Consider the following 16583-nt stretch of genomic DNA (forward strand, 5'->3'; position numbering starts at 1 on the left):
ATTATCTTCGAAACAATAAAAATGGAAATATCATGAATGGAGGTACAGAGCTTCACAAAGGGCTCCGCCTTTTCCTTTAGGGAGAGGCAGGCCAGTCCCATAATGATGGAAAAGGAAAGCACCTGAAGCATATTTCCCTCGGAAAATGCCGCAATCGGATTGGAGGGAATGATATTTTCCAAGGTTCCCAGAAGGCTTTTAAACTCTACCGCGTCCACCTTCACATCCGTAGCGACAATCTGAGCTCCCGCTCCAAGATGGAGAAGTCCGGGAAGGAAAAGTCCCAGTGCGCTGGCAAAAAGGGTGGTAGCCGTAAACCACAAAAGAGAATAGAGACCGATTTTTCCGGTTTTGGCAATGGAGCCGATGCCCATAATACCGGTCAGAAGACTACAAAACACTAAAGGGAAAATCATCATTTTCAAAGATGACATATAAATGGTGGCAATTACATTTAGAGGAGTATAGAAAAACTCAGGCATAATCAGTCCGAAGACCAAACCCAAAGCAAGCCCTAAGGCAATCCATACAGTCTGTTGAAGACTCAGCCATTTTTTCTTTCCCATACTAACTCCCTCATTTCAGAAAATATTTTTGGAATCCTTCTTTCTATAAAAATCGAGTAAAGCATTTCAGGTTAAGATGTAAAGTTTTCAACAGTTCTTATTTCTATAGAAAAAAACGTCCTTTGTAATATTTCTATCCTAAAGAAAAGAGACGGTATTGTAAAGAATAGATTTCTTTGAACTGGATATAGAAAATAGTTATATCTAAAGCGGAAAAAGCTCGGGCGGATGCCAAACAGGAATTTTATGCAGTATGGTACTGATTTCGGGGCAATGTGATTCCGTAAGGAAAGATGTCGTTTTAAAGAAAAGGATAGTGTAGTAGACAAAAGCCAAATAGGAATTTTATGCGTATGGTACTGATGACGGGGCAATGTGAGCCCGTCTGTTCTTAGTGAAAGCAAGCGAAGCGTAGCTTGAACTTAGAACAGCTACGAAGGCGAGCTTAGCGGGAGCGTGCCCCGGAATCAGTACCATACTGCATAAAATATAAGTGATAGTCTCGTCCCTTTTCCTGAAACGACTCTTTCCTCACTGAATCAACCTTGGCCTTCCATTCTGCACCAGACAAAGCCCTCTTGGCGTAATGCGAATCTCCGGAATCACCGGTAACGCCAGGAAGGACAGGCTGATAAAGGGATCCATTCCACCGGGAACCCCCATTTCATGGGCTTTTTGCTTCATATTTTCCAGATGTGCATTGGCTTCTATAAAACCGCAATCACACATCAATCCCATAATAGGAAGAGCCAGAGAATCATAAACCTTTCCTCCCTGTACCAGAACAAATCCTCCCTGCAGTCGGATGAGTTCATTGACGGCTAAGCACATATCCCGGTCATTGTCTCCAATTACAATCAGGTTGTGGGAATCATGACTGACGGAGCTGGCAATGGCTCCCCCATGGATGCCGTAGCCCTGGCAGATGCCCCGGCCGATTTTTCCGCTTCCCTTATGTCGTTCTATAACGGCGATTTTCTGATATTCCGGATATTTTTCTCCGGTAAAATTGCTGCATCGTTTCAGCACCACCTGTAAACGTTTGGTGGTAATCTGCCCTTCTTCCATGGCAATGACATTTACCTCCTGTTTGGAAATGGGCAAACGAAAAGCCCTTTCTTTCAGGGGAGAGAGGTGAACGGTTTTCTTCAGCTTCGAAGGACAGCGGGGGATGCTTAAATGCTCGGATTCCACCACTTTCTTTCCTTTGTGATATACGGCTGTGATTTCAACATTTTCCAGGTCGGAAATCAGAAGAAAATCCGCCTGTCTGCCCACGGTGATAGCCCCCAGCTGAGATAAGCCGTAACATTCCGCGGTATTGATGGTGGCCATCTGATAGGCGGAGCAGGTGGGAAGTCCCAGTGCAATAGCCTTTCGAACGGCGTGGGAGATATGCCCTTCTCTTATGATGTCTTCAATGTGCTTATCGTCGGTACAGAAGGAAAATGCTCTGGTATCCATCTTGTGAGCCAGTATTCCCTTAACCAAAGCCTCTAAATTCCTTGCGGCGGAGCCTTCCCGGATATGGATGTGCATTCCCGCACGAATCTGCTCCAGGGCATAGTCAAAATTTACCGCCTCGTGATCCGTTTGAATGCCGTTTAAGGCATAGGCCTGCAAGTCTTCTTTGGGAAGAAATGGGGCATGACCGTCTAAAACATGCCGGGAAAACAGTGAGAGCTTTTCCATCATTTTCTTCTCCCGATGAATCACGCTATAATCATCCATTACCTCCCCCAGCCCTAAAATACGGGGGTTATCCAGATATTCCTTCATATCCTCTGCGGAAAAGACAGCGCCGTTGTCGTCAATCTCCGTGGAGGGAACACAGGAAGGAAGCATCACAAAGACATTGGCGGGACTTTTCTCGCTTTGTTGTAAAATGTAATCGATGCCCTCTTTACCGGAAACATTACAGGCCTCATGGGGATCCACAATAAAGCAGGTAGTTCCCTTCAAAGCTGCCAGAGTGATTAATTCATGGGGAGTTACCATGGTGGATTCGAGATGCAAATGGGCATCTATAAAACCGGGAACCAGAAATTGTCCCCGGGCATCGATTTCCTTCTTTCCCCGGTATTCCCCGATTCCGGCAATATAGCCCTGGGAGACAGCCACATCACCGGAATAAATACTGCCGGTAAAAACATCCAGAATGCGGGCATTTTTCATAACCAGATCGGCTTCCTTTTCCTTTAAACAAACTTTTGAGAGAATTGCTTGTAATCGATTATTCATATTTATGCCCCCTATAAAAAATAACTAATAAACTAGTCTATTCGAAGAGTATTATACTGATTATTGCATAAATTCTCTTTTTGCACCATAAGATATTTGCTGAAACAATAAAAAAACTATTTATTTTGCTCCCTTATGCTTATACAAAACATCCAAGACAAAATGCATTTATTGAGAAAAATTGTAGAAACGAAAAAATTTGGTGTTCTTTTACGAGACTTGATGTACAATCTCCTGTATAGCTGTTAAGTGTAGCAAAGGGGATTTGCGAAAGAAGGAGACATCTCAGAAGCAACAAATGGAGTAAAATAGAGGGCTAGGGAGGCAAAACATGCTTGAGGACGAGTAGGAACATGTCGTGAAGTCACTACCCGTTTTCATATACAGTCTATTTTTTTCATAGGGGGACGACAGATGGAGAAATTTTTCAAACTGAAAGAAAAGAACACGGATGTAAAGACGGAGGTCATTGCCGGAGTCACCAGCTTTATGACCATGGCGTACATCTTGGCGGTGAATCCCAGAATTCTCGGGGCTTCCGGAATGGATGCCGGATCGGTATTTACGGCAACAGCCCTGGCCTCAGCCTTGGCCAGCTTCTTTATGGCAATTCTGGCAAACCTTCCCTTCGTACTTTCTGCAGGTATGGGACTGAATGCTTATTTTTCCTATACGGTGGTATTGGGAATGGGCTATAACTGGGAAACGGCTTTGGCAGCAGTTTTTGTGGAAGGTGTTATTTTTATCCTTCTTTCCTTGACCAATGTACGAGAGGCAATATTCAATGCGATTCCTAAGAGCTTGAAAGTGGCTGTGGCTGTGGGAATCGGCTTCTTTATTACCTTTATCGGTTTTCAGAACGCCCACATTGTTGTAGACGGGGCTACCCTGGTAACTCTCTTTTCTTTTAAGAAGTCTATCGAAGCGGGAAGCTTTGCTTCTGAGGGAATTACCGTGGTTTTGGCCTTAATCGGTGTACTGGTAACTTCTATTTTGGTAGTAAAGAATATTAAAGGGCACATCTTAATCGGTATTATTGTTACCTGGGTTTTAGGTATTTTTTGTCAGTTGACCGGACTCTATGTTCCGAATCCCGAGGCAGGCTTCTACAGCTTGATTCCAAGCTCCCTGATTTCTGTACCCAGCTCTATTGCGCCCACCTTCTTTAAGATGGATTTGAGCAATGTATTTTCTTTGAATTTCCTGGTAGTTGTTTTTGCTTTTCTTTTTGTAGATGTTTTTGATACCTTGGGAACCTTAATCGGTTGCGCATCCAAGGCAAATATGTTGGATGAAGAGGGAAAGTTACCTGCTATTAAGGGCGCTCTTTTGGCGGATGCCTTAGGAACCACAGCAGGTGCCGTTTTGGGAACCTCCACCATTACGACCTTTGCAGAATCCGCATCCGGTATTGCAGAGGGAGGAAGATCCGGTTTGACGTCATTGGTGACTGCAGGACTCTTCCTGGTATCTCTATTCCTTTCTCCGATTTTCCTTGCTATTCCATCCTTTGCTACAGCACCGGCTTTGATTGTTGTAGGATTTTTCATGATGCAGCAGGTAACGAAGATTGATTGGGAAGACATGGTCAAGGCTATTCCCGCATTTATCTGTATCTGTGCTATGGGCTTTACCTATTCCATTTCCGAGGGAATTGCTTTCGGTATCATCAGCTATACCGTGCTTCATCTTTTCACAGGAAAGTCCAAGGAGTTGACACCGCTGATGTATGTACTGTCGCTCATCTTTATTTTGAAGTATATTATGCTGTAAGCTTCGATTAAGGAGGAATCCATGGAGTATTTGCTTCGAGGGGATATTTGTTACAGTGAGAATTTAAAGAACCTGATTTGTAAGGAAAATGCCTATCTGCACATAAAGGATGGGTTATGTCAAGGGGTTTATGACAGTCTTCCTAAGGAGCTGTCTTCTGTGGAGATCAAGGATTATTCCGGAGATTTAATTCTTCCGGGAATGGTGGATCTCCACTTACATGCTCCTCAGTATGGTTTCCGGGGTACCAAGATGGACTTGGAGCTTTTGGATTGGTTGAATGTCAACACCTTTCCGGAGGAAGCCAAATATCAGAACTTGGACTATGCTGAAAGAGGCTATAGGGATTTTGTAGAGGACTTGCGAGGAAGCGCCACCACCAGAGCGGTAATCTTTGCTACTCTTCACAAGGATGCTACCTTGCTTCTTATGAAGCTTTTGGAAGAGAGCGGTTTGCTTTCCTATGTGGGAAAGGTCAATATGGATCGAAATTCTCCGGAGTATTTAACGGAGCATACTGCGGAGGAATCCCTTAAAAACACCAAGGAATGGCTTTCGGAGATTCCTAAGGATTGGCAGAACTGTAAGCCGATTCTTACGCCGAGATTTACCCCTACCTGTTCGGATGCTTTGATGGAGGGTTTAGGAAAGCTGGCGAAGGAATACAAGCTTCCGGTGCAATCCCATTTGTCGGAAAATCCGGGAGAGATTGCCTGGGTAAAGGAGCTTTGTCCCGACGCAAAGCATTACGGAGATACCTATGACCGCTACGGTCTTTTGGAAAACAGCATCATGGCTCATTGCGTATATACGGAGGGAGAAGAGCTATCCGCCTTAAAGGCGAGGGGAACGATGATTTGCCATTGTCCCCAGTCCAACACGAACCTTTGTTCCGGAGCGGCACCTATTCGCCACTTCTTAGAGGAAAATGTGAAGGTCGGTTTGGGAACGGATGTGGCAGGAGGAGCAAATCTCTCCATGCTAAGAGCCATCACCGATGCAATATCCGTATCAAAGCTTCGTTTCCGTCTTATGGATCAAAGCCTTGCCCCTCTTACCTTGGAGGAAGCCTTCTGCTTGGCAACGCTTTCCGGGGGAAGCTTCTTTGGAAAGGTAGGATCTTTCCTGCCCGGGTATGAAGCGGATGCTTTAGTCTTCCATGAAAAAAGAAGAAGTGTTCGGACACAGACGGTAAAGGAACGTTTGGAGGTGCTTTTGTATACCGGAGAAGAAAGTGCCCGCTTGCAGGCTAAATTCGTACAGGGAAGACAGCTTTTTTAAAGGATAAGAGCTTTTTTTAAAGGATAAGAGCTTTTTTTAAAGGACAAAAGTTTTTTGGGAAAAAGAAGATAGTTATGTGTAGGGATAGGGAAGGAAGAGATAATGAAACATTTGGGCTTTGTGGTTATGGCCTCCGGCTGGAGCAGACGCTTCGGAAAAAATAAATTATTGGAAAGAATAGCGGGAAAGCCCATGATTTCCTATACCTTTCATACCCTATCCCATTTTTTCTATAATTATCAGGCGGTGGGGTCTCTTTCTGAACGAATTCAGGACAGTGACGCTACCGTGCAGGAAAAAAAGAAACGGGGAAAGGGCGGGAAGATTGTTCTGGATACGCCTTTGGTAGTGACTCGTTTTAAAGAGGTGGAACAGTTGGCCAAAGAAATGCATTTTTCCGTTTTGATGCATGAAGAGAGTGAACAGAGTGATACCATTCGAGTGGCTCTTTCTTCTGAACAGGCCAAATCCTGGGATGCCTGCATGTTTTTAACAGGGGATCAGCCCTTGCTTTCTGAGGAAAGTTTAAGAAACCTCGTGGATGCTTTTTCAGAGAATCCGGAGGAACTTTACCGTTTGAGCTATCAGGCGGAAGGGGGAAATCCGGTGATTTTTCCGAAGAAGTATTTTGAAAATCTGCGGAACTTAACCGGGGATCATGGTGGAGGCGTACTTTTAAAATCCGGCATGATTCCGGTGGAAGAAATTCATAAGATTCCGGTGGAAAGAGAATTTGAGCTTTGGGATGTGGATACGGAAGAAGCCATTCTGAAGATGGAACAGCTTCTTCGGATGCGATTATAAAAAGCTCTTGTTATAAAAAGGCGGCTTTAAACGAAACTGGTATTTCAAAAAACGTATCTTTATAAAATAAACAGTTCGGGATGAGCGGATCCTTCTTTTAAAGAGCCGCCACAAACCATTTTTCCTAAGCCCTTTTGTAAGAAAAGAAGCAGTTCCCCTGCTTCTTTTTTTGTGAGACAATCCAGCTGATTCACAAAAAGGCAGTCCCCCAAGTTTTCTTTACGGAAAGCCTGCAAGAGAAGCTCCTTAGTCATTAAGGTGTCGGGACTTAAGGTCGGAGTGAAAAAGTTTTGGAAAATTTCCACTCGATGAATGACTTCAGAGATGGGCTTATGAAGGGCGGAAGCTCCGAAAACCAATATTGTTCTTTGGCTCTCCTTTGGAATCTGCGGCTCATTCTGCCCATGGGCCTTTCCGGGTAATCGTTTAGAACCGTCTGCCTCCACCAAGACATAGTCTGCCATTTTCTCCAAAGCGGAGAAGGGCAAGGGGAAGGGGGAAAGCTTGCCATTTTTTTCCAGAGTTCCCAAGCATAGAATGGGGCTTTTAGACTTGTTCCATAAGGACAGAACTTTTCTTTGAAGGAAAACTTTCGAATTTTTCAAGGCCTCTTCTTGGGAGTGATTATCTTCATCGTAGCTTGGAGCATTTATGTCGAGGATTGAAGCATTTATGTCGAGGATTGAAATATTCTCATCGGAGATGGAAACATTTTCATCTGAGAAACAGATATTTTCACAATGAGAAAAGGGGAGGATATGGGTGGAGGTAGTGAGAAGCACGGAGCCTTTTTGAGACAGCTCAAGGGAAAGGGACTTTAATAGGCTGCTTTTTCCTCCGCTTCCAATAATGGCGTTGACTCCTTTTTTTATGCCGAGAGCTTCCGACAGAGGAATTCGAATAAGTTTACTTTGCGGATTGTCATCGATTTGTCCTTGCTGTTTCGTCAAAGTGTCTCCTTTCTTATGAAAACCTGTTTTATCCAAGCGGCTTTCTATCCTTTTGCTTACGGTTTTTCAAAAAAACTATGTTCTTTTTAAGACTTATGGTAGAATCAAAACTCAAAGTCTGATAGCGTGAGGGTTTTTGTTATGAAAGCTCTTACAGGAGTTTTTATAGCTCTATAAGTTCTTGTCTGATGACATTATAGGTGATATTTTCTTTTTTGCCAGAAGATTTGTTTTTCTGAAAGGAAGGTTTTATGCTCGTATTTATCCGGGGAGCAGGAGATTTGGCAACGGGAATTTCCATTCGGCTGTATCGTGCGGGGATATCCGTTTGCCACAGTGATTTGGCGATTCCCACAGCAGTTCGGAGAAATGTTGCTTTTTCGGAAGCGATTCGCTTGGGGGAGTGCAGTGTGGAAGGTATTACGGCGGTTCGGGCGGAGAGCTTGGAGGAAATACATGAAGCAATTTCCCAAAAAGAGGTTCCTGTGGTTGTGGATGAAGGAAAGAGCTTTCTGCACAGCTTACAAGCGGATGCTGTGGTGGATGCTATTCTTGCCAAGAAGAATCTGGGAACATGTATGGAGGATGCAAGACTTGTTATCGGCATAGGCCCCGGATTTACTGCCGGCGTAGATTGCCATGCAGTCATAGAAAGCAAAAGAGGTCATGATTTGGGAAGAGTGATCCTTAAGGGATCCGCCATTCCCAATACCGGCATTCCCGGAATCATCGGCGGATATGGGAAAGAAAGGGTGCTTCGGGCACCGGCAGAAGGAATCTTGGAACAAACTCTTCCCATCGGTACTTTGGTGGAGGCCGGAGATATTTGCGGAGTAGTAAACGGTATTCCTATGCGGACGGAAATCTCCGGAATAATTCGAGGAATGTTGCAGGAAGGCATTTCCGTATTTCCCGGTATGAAGGCGGGAGATGTGGATCCCAGAGGTGAGGCGGTGGAATATCGGAATGTTTCCGACAAGGCAAGAGCTATCGGAGGCGGTGTACTGGAGGCTCTTCTGCATTTTTTGCCTTGGGAGCTTTGTAAAGAGTAAAATGCTGTAGAGATAAGGAATTACAGAATTTAAGATAAACAAACGAGATATCGCACGCTTTGCGCACGATACTCGTTATGAATAAAAAGGAGAACTATATTTTATGGAAAGAGAACTGCAAGAAGAGGTGATTTTGGATTTACCCGGATTACTGGCTTTATGTTTACGGAAAGGGATATGGATTCTTCTTGTTACGGTGCTTTGCGGTTTAGCCCTCCCTTCTTTTAAGCTTTATAAGGCCTTGAAAAGCCAGAAGGCGGAAAGTCAAACGGAAATCACGGAGGAGAGTGCGGAGAAGAAGGCGAAGGAAAAAGAACAGTCCTTGGAGTATGCCGGAAATGAGCGGAAAAGACTGGAAGCTTTGCTTTCTTCAGAGAGAGAAAGCTTGGCGGATTCCGCTTTGATGAAAATTGATTCTACTTCCTATGGGGAAAGAGATATCAATCTTTATCTTCCTTTAGAGGAGGGAGGACAGACTCTCAGCAATCAGGAAATTGCAGCAAGGCTTTCTGCGGTAAGTCAGGCCTACAGTGATGCTTTACAAAGCGGTACATTTTACAGCGATATCGCAAAGCGCCTGGGGGGAAAGGTAGCAGAGAAAGATTTATCGGATCTCATCTATGTAGAGGGAAATGAGAGAAGTGCTATTGTTTCTGTCTATCTTGTGGGAAGTACGGAGAAGCTTGCCAAGGAAATGGGAGATGCGGTTCTTTCGTATGTAGAAGAAAAAAAGGCGGAATTGGATGAAAATCTTCCTGCACATAAGCTGGAAATTCTTTCGGATAACGTTTACATAGCTAAAAACAGTGGAAACTATAGTCCGGACAACAGCCAGCTTCAGAATGTACAGAACTTTCCGCTTTTGCAACGGCAGCAGCAAAAAATAGACAGGGTGGAAAAGCTTTCCACACTCCTTACCGACTGGAAGAAAAAGGAGAAGGACGCAAAGGGAGAGGAAGTTCTGGGAACCCAAGGGATTTCCAAGAAAACCTTAGTCAAATATGCTATTTTGGGGATTTTCCTGGGAGGATTTTTGTCTGTAGCAGTGATTACCGTACCTTATCTTTTCACTAAGGAGCTTCCCAGAGAGGAAGATTTGGAAATGTCCTATGGCCTTATGGTTTTAGGCAGTAAGAAGCGTTATAAAAAGCAGGGGCTCTTTAAGAAATGGTCCGAAAAGCTTGCCGGGGAAAATGAGCGATGTGAAACGGAGGAAGAACTGTTCCGCCTTTCCAAGGCAAATCTTACTTTGCTGGCGAAGGAAAAGGAAATTCAGGAAGAGATCCTCTTTATCGGTGCAAAAGGAGAAATGAGAGAAAAGCTTGTACAGAATGTAGGAGAAGGAAATCCCCTTTCTGCAAGAGCTACAGAGGACATTTTGCAAAGTCCGGAAGGAATACAGGCTCTGTCAGAGCACAAATATCTGGTTTTAGCCTATCCGTCACAAAGTGACTTCTTAAGCTTCTTAAAGACAAAGAAGAAATGTGAAGCACTGGGCAAAGAAGTCCTTGGTGTAATTTTATATTAAAAAAGGGAATGTAAAATCAGGATTATAGAGTAATTTTTTATGCAGTATAGGTCTGAAATGGGGGGGGTAGTCTGAGCCCGCCGGTACTTACTGAAAGCGAGTGAAGCGATGCTTGAAGTTAGTACTGCTATGTAAGGACAAACTTTTCATCAGAAAAGTTGTCCTGTACTAGACCAACTTCCGAAGGAATTTGCTTTGCGAAGCAAAGTGAGCAGTGGTTAACAAAAACCACTGCTCAGTCAGGCGAAGCTAGCGAGAGCGTACCCCGAGTTTCAGACCTATACTACATAAAATTCTATTTATTGATTTTTTACATTCCCTTTTTATATAAAATTACACTTAGGACTTTAGTTTTTACTATTGTCCGCCGGATGCTCGGTATTAAAGTCTGCTCCGTTGACTTCACCCTGCTTTGGCGCAACACCGGTGGAAGAGCCGGAAGCATGTACCTTATACTCCTTGATTACACCGTTCTTTCTCTGCTTCTTTTTTACCGTGGTGGTTTTAGGAGTAGCCTTTACTTCCACGTCTTTGGTTTGTACGACCCCGTCCACAACCCAAGCACCGTTCTCATCTACGGTGTAGCCGTCAGGAGTGGTGGTGGAAAGTAATGCCCAACCTTCCTGGTCGAAATAATAGCACTCTGCTACACCGTCATTGTTTCCGTCTAACCAGAACCAACCGGAATGTGCATAGGAATGATCTTCATTTTCATACCACCAACGGTTGCTGTTCGCCCCCGCACCCTTATTCCAGTTTGCCAGGGCGGGAATGCTGGAAAGAAGGCTTAATGCCATCATTGCTACCGCTATTTTCATTTTTCTCATATTTCACCTCATTAAAATGGACTTGGGATCATTATAGAATCCCTTAAACTCTGCATCATTGTAACGACTGGAAAAGAGAAAGACAATAAAGAAAATCTTAAGGATAAAATGTTTTTTATTAAGTAGAGAAAAGATTTTTTCGTTTTTTTCTCTATCTTTACCTATGAGAAAAGAAAGGGTATAATAGGGCACAGCGTATTTTTTTAGAAAGAGGAAAGATGAAGAAAAGAAAATCAATACCAGGGACGATAGACCAGTATCTTCGGTGGCCCATTTGGCTTTCTCTCCTGTGGATTCCTATTTTAATTTCGTTAAGCTTTATCGATTGGAAGGCGTTTTTTGTCCTTCTCTTTTTTGCTGTAGTATATGTCTGTTTTGTACTGTATCTCTATCAGAGCAGAAAGTCCAAGCTGATGTCCTCCCTTTTGGAATTCTCCTTAAAGGCAAATGATAGCAACGCCAGACTTTTTGAAGAGATGCCTACAGCTTATTGTATCGTCAATGAAGAGGGAGGAATTCTTTGGGAAAACAAAGCCTTCCATCACATCTTACAAAAAGACAGCGGGGTAAAGAAGAATTTGCTTTCCCTTTTCCCCAATATTCAGAAAGAGATATTGACGGAAAGCGGAGCGGTCTTGGAAGTACATTCTTCCTTTAAGGACAGAAAATACTGTATTGACCTGATTCGTGTGGATTCCTTGCAGGATGCGGAGCCGGAATCCCTTACCTTATCGGAGGAGACTCGTTTAATTGCGGTTTACCTTCGGGATGAAACGGAAGAACTGGAATTACAGCAGAAGCTGGATGAGGAGAGAATCGTAGTAGGTCTTGCCTATGTAGACAACTACGAAGAAGTTATGGAGCAGATTGAGGAGGTGAGAAGATCCCTGCTTACTGCTTTAGTGGATCGAAAGATTAACCGTTATATCGATTCTGCCAACGGCGTAGTAAAGAAAATCGAAAAGGATAAATATTTTTTCATTCTTAAGCAATCCGCTTTGGAAAAAATGATGGATGACCGCTTCTCCATTCTGGAAGAGGTGAAGAAGGTAGATGTGGGAAATGACCTCTCCGTAACCCTTAGCCTGGGTATCGGCTTCGGTGCGGGGGATTATGCCCAGAACTATGAATATGCCAGAACCAGTATGGATATGGCGCTGGGCCGTGGAGGCGACCAGGCTATCGTAAAGACTCCGGAGAAGTTAAACTTCTTCGGCGGAAAGAGCCAGAGCACGGAACGTGTTACCAGAGTAAAGGCCAGAGTGAAGGCTCAGGCCTTCCAGGAGTTAATCGAGTCCAAGGACAAGGTACTCATTATGGGACATATCAACAGCGATATGGACTGTCTGGGTTCCTCCGTGGGTGTGTATCGTATGGTTACCGCCTTGGATAAGAGAGCCTATATTGTACAGAACGGGGTAACATCCACCATTTTACCCTTAAAAGAGCGTTTTCTGGAAAATGAAGATTATCCGAAGGATATGTTTATTGACGGAGAAACTGCGAAGGATTTGGTGGATAACAACACCATGTTGGTGGTGGTAGACTGTGACAGACCTTCCATTATTGATGAACCGGAGCTTCTTACCATGGTGAAGACCAAGGTGGTTTTTGACCATCATAGACAAAGCTCCGAAACGATTCAAGGGGCGGTATTAAGCTATTGCGAGCCCTATGCCTCCTCCGCTTCCGAGTTAATTGCGGAAATGATGCAGTATATTCGGGACGGCATCAAGGCAAAGCCTATTGAGGCGGACTGTATGTATGGCGGTATCGTGATTGATACCAGAGAGTTTACCAACCAGACCGGTGTAAGAACCTTTGAGGCGGCGGCTTATCTGAGACGTTGCGGCGCAGATATCACCAGAATCCGAAAGGTATTCAGAGAAGATTTCAGTGATTATCAGGCCAAGGCGGAGGCTATCAGTCGGGCGGATATTTACCGGGATTTCTTCGCCATCAGCAGTGTTTCCTGTGAAGGTACGGAAAGCCCCACGGTACTTGGTGCCAAGACCGCCAACGAGTTGTTAAACATCCGGGGAATTAAGGCCAGCGTGGTCTTAACCAAGGTAAATGACGTAGTGTTCATTTCTGCCCGTTCCATCGACGAGATGAATGTGCAGGTTTTAATGGAAAAGCTGGGGGGCGGAGGACACCGCACCGTGGCAGGAGCCCAGATTAAAGAGGGTGAAGTGGCAGACTGCATTGTGCAGGTCAAAAAGGCCATCGATGAGATGATTGAGGAAGGAGAAGTAGAGTAATGAAGGTGATTTTATTAAAAGATGTAAAGGCATTAGGAAAAAAGGGAGAAATCGTAGAGGTTAGTGAAGGTTATGGAAGAAACTTCATTTTACCTACCAAAACCGGTGTGCTGGCGGATGCGAAGAACTTAAATACCTTAAAGTTACAGCTGCAGAATGCGGAAAAACTGGCAGAGGAAAGACTGGCAGAGGCTAAGGAATTAAAGGAAAAGCTGGAGGCTATCAAGCTGGTGTTCACCATGAAGGCCGGAAAAGACGGAAGAGCCTTCGGTTCCATTTCTACCAAGGAAGTACAGGAGGAACTGAAGAAGCAGCACAAGCTTACTGTGGACAAGAAGAAAATGGAGCTGGATGTACCTATGAAGAATTTCGGAGGCTATGACATCAAGGTGAAGCTGCATAAGGATGTGGAAGCAACCCTCCATGTAAGCGTTCAGCCACAGGCCTAAAGCAATTACTCATTACCTTTTAGCCACGGGCTTAAAGCAATTACAAGACTTCTCTCTTTTTCAGAAAATGATGAGGAAAAGGAGAGAAGTTTTTTAGACTGAAAGTAGAGAGGGAAGAAAGAATGGCTGAACAGGAAGAGCGTCTGGTACTGAGAACCGTTCCCCATGCCAAGGAAGCGGAAGAAAGTGTCATCGGTGCCATGATTCGAGACCAGGATGCGGTGATGACAGCCTTGGAAATTCTGGTACCGGAGGATTTTTACAATAGACAATATCATATTTTGTTTGATGCCATGCGGGAAATGTCTTCCGAGGGCGTGAGCATTGACTTTGTCAGTCTTCAAGAGCGTCTTCGAAGAAAAAAGGATGTTCCGCCGGAGTTTTTTTCTCTGGAAACCCTTAGAAATTTGGCGATTTCCGTTCCCAGTGTGGGAAATGTTCGTCTCTATGCGGAGATGGTAAAGGAAAAGTCTACCCTGCGGGCTTTGATTAAAACCAATGAGGAGATTGCAGAGCTTTGCTACAGCGGGAAAGAAGATTTGGAGACCATACTGGAAAGTACGGAGAAACGGATTTTCCAGCTGCTGATGCAGAAAAATAACCGGCAGTTTGTTCCCATTGATGAGGTGGCGATGAATGTGCTTCGACGCATTGAAGCCGCTTCCAAAGAGAAGGAATCCATCACCGGTGTGCCTACCGGCTTTATTGACCTGGATTATCGAACCGCCGGACTGCAAAAATCGGACTTAATTCTGATTGCCGCCCGTCCTTCCATGGGAAAAACCGCCTTTGTACTCAATATCCTGGACCATGTGGCGGTAAAGAAGCGGGAGCCTGCCATGGTATTCTCTTTGGAAATGTCCAAGGAGCAGCTGGTAAACCGTCTGCTCTCTTTGGAAACCTCCATTGACGCGGATAAACTGCGAAAGGGAAACCTTACCGATGAGGATTGGGGAAATCTGATTGAGGGAATTGACCGTATTTCCCATGCCAATATGGTGATTGATGATACGCCCGGAATCACGGTTTCCGAGCTTCGGGGCAAATGCCGGAAGATGAAGCTGGAAAAGGGCATTTCTCTGATTATGATTGACTATTTACAGCTGATGAGCGGAGAAAGAGGAAAACGTTCTTCGGAAAACAGACAGCAGGAAATCTCCGAAATATCCCGCTCCTTAAAGGCCATTGCCAGAGAAATGGATTGCCCGGTGATTGCCCTTTCTCAGCTGTCCCGAGCTGTAGAACAAAGACCTGATCATCGCCCCATGCTTTCCGACTTAAGAGAGTCGGGAGCCATCGAGCAGGACGCGGATATTGTAATGTTCTTATATCGTGATGACTATTACCACAAGGATTCGGAGACCCCCAATGTGGCGGAGGTTATCATTGCCAAGCAAAGAAACGGTCCCATCGGAACGGTTACTCTGGGATGGCAACCACAGTATACAAGGTTTGTGAATGCCACAAGAGAGAAGCACTAGATAGATATAATAGGGAAAAGCTTATGGCGGATTTATTCAATAAAAATGCAAGAGAAGCTGTAGAGGAAATGGTGCAGAAGCCAGAGTTTTCAAAAGAAGCTTTGGAGGCAGAATATCGTAAGCTGGAAGCGGAGGGTTTCCCTGATGGGGATAGGATTCGTTTTATTTCTGCTCTTGGAAATAGTGGCGAGATAGCTTATCATTACCAGCTAATCTGTAAGGACTGGGAAGAAGAGACGCAGCTTTTCTTAGAGAACAGTTTTGATTGTCATGGAGAAGAAGGGCTAAAGTTTTTATGGGAAAAGCTTTGCAAGATGGTAGAGCAGGAAAAAAGGAAGAGAGCATTTACTGCCTATTTGATGGCAGTGTGTCTTTCCAAGTTAAAGCATAGAACGTTTTATACTTCCTATTGTGATTACTTGGCAGTTTTTTTGACCGAGCTTTTGGAAAAAGAAGGAGAAGCCTTTCTTCGTTCTAAGCTGATTATTGCCCTTGGGTGGGTGGGCTCTTCCAAGGAAATCGAAGTTCTTATAAAACAAATGCATAGCGATTCGGATGCTCTTTGCAGGGCTTGGTCTGCCACAAGTCTTATGCAAATGTCTTTTCATCGGGTGAATAAGGCAGTATTACAGGAAGGAACAAAAGCGGCTTTTGCAGGAGCTATTTCGGAAGAAAAGGATGCCTATGCCTGTGGACTGATCTTGGAATCCGCACAAATTATATTTGAGAAAAAGTGGATTACTAGCTCTGCAATAGAAAATATAGAGCTTGAAAAAATAGAGAAGGCAAAGAAATCCGCCCTTAGATTTTTATATACGAAGTAAATAAAAGGGAGAAGTAAATCCTTATTAGAAGGAAAACCGGGAAAAAATCATCAAAGAAACAGCAAAGAAACAGCAAAGAAACAGCAAAGAAATAGCAAAAAAATAGCACAAGAAATAGAGCAAAGGAAATAGAGTAAAAGAAATCGTTCTATCTAAGCTTTAAGCTCTCCGCATTGTACCAAAGGAAGCCATTATCTTTACAGTACCGCTCAATCTCTTGGCTTAATTCGGAATTCGCTTGATATTCCGTAAGATAGACAGAAAGGCCGGCAGTCTTTGCTTTTTCCAAATATTCTTCATAATAGGCTTTGCTTTCTTTGTCCTGAGAAAGATAAGCGGGCTTGGTAAAATCGATTTTGGTGAAGACGCATTCCTGGTTCACGCCGTCAAAGAGGCTTAAAGCCTTGCCTTCCTCTATACTTCTTTGCACGAAAGTATCGCCTCCATTTAAAATTAAAGGGAGGGAGTATTGCTTTAGTCCTGTTAAAATCTTTTTTAAGCCCTGATAGACTTCCTCTTTGGGATATTGGTAGTAAATGTCTGTGT

General features: G+C 44.1%; 13 protein-coding genes and 1 pseudogene. 9 read left to right on the forward strand and 5 right to left on the reverse strand.

Features of this window, described 5'->3' with window-relative positions; translation table 11 throughout:
• Nucleotides 1-566: dicarboxylate/amino acid:cation symporter (locus ACO4PX_RS02905; protein ID WP_485571328.1), on the reverse strand; the 566-nt coding region annotated here is incomplete at its 3' end.
• A 531-nt stretch (nucleotides 567-1097) separates the two neighbouring features.
• Nucleotides 1098-2807: an adenine deaminase gene (gene ade / locus ACO4PX_RS02910; protein WP_485571330.1), complete on the reverse strand. Its 1710-nt coding sequence runs from the start codon at nucleotides 2805-2807 to the stop codon at nucleotides 1098-1100.
• 414 nt (nucleotides 2808-3221) lie between these two features.
• Between ade and ACO4PX_RS02915 the strand changes: the two genes are divergently transcribed.
• From ACO4PX_RS02915 to ACO4PX_RS02925, 3 genes are all read left to right on the forward strand, one after another.
• On the forward strand, nucleotides 3222-4580 hold the full coding sequence (locus ACO4PX_RS02915; protein WP_485571332.1) for an NCS2 family permease: 1359 nt from the start codon (nucleotides 3222-3224) through the stop codon (nucleotides 4578-4580).
• A 21-nt stretch (nucleotides 4581-4601) separates the two neighbouring features.
• Entirely contained in the window at nucleotides 4602-5861 is a 1260-nt protein-coding gene (locus ACO4PX_RS02920; RefSeq protein WP_485571334.1) for an amidohydrolase family protein, read from the forward strand.
• A gap of 102 nt (nucleotides 5862-5963) precedes the next feature.
• A complete protein-coding gene (locus tag ACO4PX_RS02925) occupies nucleotides 5964-6665 on the forward strand; it encodes a nucleotidyltransferase family protein (RefSeq protein WP_314667850.1) in 702 nt (233 codons plus the stop codon).
• 59 nt (nucleotides 6666-6724) lie between these two features.
• On the opposite strand, the gene yqeC is transcribed toward ACO4PX_RS02925, so the two are convergent.
• Nucleotides 6725-7615: a selenium cofactor biosynthesis protein YqeC gene (gene yqeC / locus ACO4PX_RS02930; protein ID WP_485571336.1), complete on the reverse strand. Its 891-nt coding sequence runs from the start codon at nucleotides 7613-7615 to the stop codon at nucleotides 6725-6727.
• A 251-nt stretch (nucleotides 7616-7866) separates the two neighbouring features.
• Here yqeC and yqeB point away from each other — a divergent pair, with 251 nt between their 5' ends.
• Both yqeB and ACO4PX_RS02940 read left to right on the forward strand, forming a co-directional pair.
• Nucleotides 7867-8667, forward strand: coding sequence for a selenium-dependent molybdenum cofactor biosynthesis protein YqeB (gene yqeB / locus ACO4PX_RS02935; RefSeq protein ID WP_485571338.1), 801 nt, complete (start codon nucleotides 7867-7869; stop codon nucleotides 8665-8667).
• Between the two features lie 103 nt (nucleotides 8668-8770).
• Nucleotides 8771-10195 (forward strand): hypothetical protein, encoded by a 1425-nt coding sequence (locus ACO4PX_RS02940; protein WP_314344327.1) that lies wholly within the window; start codon nucleotides 8771-8773, stop codon nucleotides 10193-10195.
• A gap of 347 nt (nucleotides 10196-10542) precedes the next feature.
• Here ACO4PX_RS02940 and ACO4PX_RS02945 read toward each other — a convergent pair whose 3' ends face one another.
• Nucleotides 10543-11022: a choline-binding protein gene (locus tag ACO4PX_RS02945; protein WP_485571340.1), complete on the reverse strand. Its 480-nt coding sequence runs from the start codon at nucleotides 11020-11022 to the stop codon at nucleotides 10543-10545.
• Between the two features lie 218 nt (nucleotides 11023-11240).
• Here ACO4PX_RS02945 and ACO4PX_RS02950 point away from each other — a divergent pair, with 218 nt between their 5' ends.
• The 4 genes from ACO4PX_RS02950 (at nucleotide 11241) to ACO4PX_RS02965 (ending at nucleotide 16037) form a co-directional block, all read left to right on the forward strand.
• Nucleotides 11241-13283: a DHH family phosphoesterase gene (locus ACO4PX_RS02950; protein ID WP_314344331.1), complete on the forward strand. Its 2043-nt coding sequence runs from the start codon at nucleotides 11241-11243 to the stop codon at nucleotides 13281-13283.
• Nucleotides 13283-13732 carry a 50S ribosomal protein L9 gene (gene rplI / locus ACO4PX_RS02955; protein ID WP_314999193.1) on the forward strand — a complete coding sequence of 150 codons (450 nt, stop codon included), beginning with the start codon at nucleotides 13283-13285 and terminating at the stop codon, nucleotides 13730-13732. The genes ACO4PX_RS02950 and rplI overlap by 1 nt, the downstream gene beginning before the upstream one ends.
• A 122-nt stretch (nucleotides 13733-13854) precedes the next feature.
• Complete coding sequence (gene dnaB, locus ACO4PX_RS02960) at nucleotides 13855-15213, forward strand: replicative DNA helicase (protein ID WP_485571342.1); 1359 nt, start codon at nucleotides 13855-13857, stop codon at nucleotides 15211-15213.
• A 23-nt stretch (nucleotides 15214-15236) separates the two neighbouring features.
• Entirely contained in the window at nucleotides 15237-16037 is an 801-nt protein-coding gene (locus tag ACO4PX_RS02965; protein WP_485571344.1) for a HEAT repeat domain-containing protein, read from the forward strand.
• Between the two features lie 148 nt (nucleotides 16038-16185).
• On the opposite strand, the pseudogene ACO4PX_RS02970 reads toward ACO4PX_RS02965, so the two are convergent.
• A pseudogene (locus ACO4PX_RS02970) lies at nucleotides 16186-16583 on the reverse strand (endo alpha-1,4 polygalactosaminidase); the annotation flags it as partial.

This window comes from Oribacterium sp. (assembly GCF_057249185.1).

Coding starts and splice junctions, on each gene's coding strand:
- ade (WP_485571330.1), bottom strand. CDS start 2,807: ATGAATAATCGATTACAAGCAATTCTCTCAAAAGTTTGTTTAAAGGAA.
- ACO4PX_RS02915 (WP_485571332.1), top strand. CDS start 3,222: ATGGAGAAATTTTTCAAACTGAAAGAAAAGAACACGGATGTAAAGACG.
- ACO4PX_RS02920 (WP_485571334.1), top strand. CDS start 4,602: ATGGAGTATTTGCTTCGAGGGGATATTTGTTACAGTGAGAATTTAAAG.
- ACO4PX_RS02925 (WP_314667850.1), top strand. CDS start 5,964: ATGAAACATTTGGGCTTTGTGGTTATGGCCTCCGGCTGGAGCAGACGC.
- yqeB (WP_485571338.1), top strand. CDS start 7,867: ATGCTCGTATTTATCCGGGGAGCAGGAGATTTGGCAACGGGAATTTCC.
- ACO4PX_RS02940 (WP_314344327.1), top strand. CDS start 8,771: ATGGAAAGAGAACTGCAAGAAGAGGTGATTTTGGATTTACCCGGATTA.
- ACO4PX_RS02945 (WP_485571340.1), bottom strand. CDS start 11,022: ATGAGAAAAATGAAAATAGCGGTAGCAATGATGGCATTAAGCCTTCTT.
- ACO4PX_RS02950 (WP_314344331.1), top strand. CDS start 11,241: ATGAAGAAAAGAAAATCAATACCAGGGACGATAGACCAGTATCTTCGG.
- rplI (WP_314999193.1), top strand. CDS start 13,283: ATGAAGGTGATTTTATTAAAAGATGTAAAGGCATTAGGAAAAAAGGGA.
- dnaB (WP_485571342.1), top strand. CDS start 13,855: ATGGCTGAACAGGAAGAGCGTCTGGTACTGAGAACCGTTCCCCATGCC.
- ACO4PX_RS02965 (WP_485571344.1), top strand. CDS start 15,237: ATGGCGGATTTATTCAATAAAAATGCAAGAGAAGCTGTAGAGGAAATG.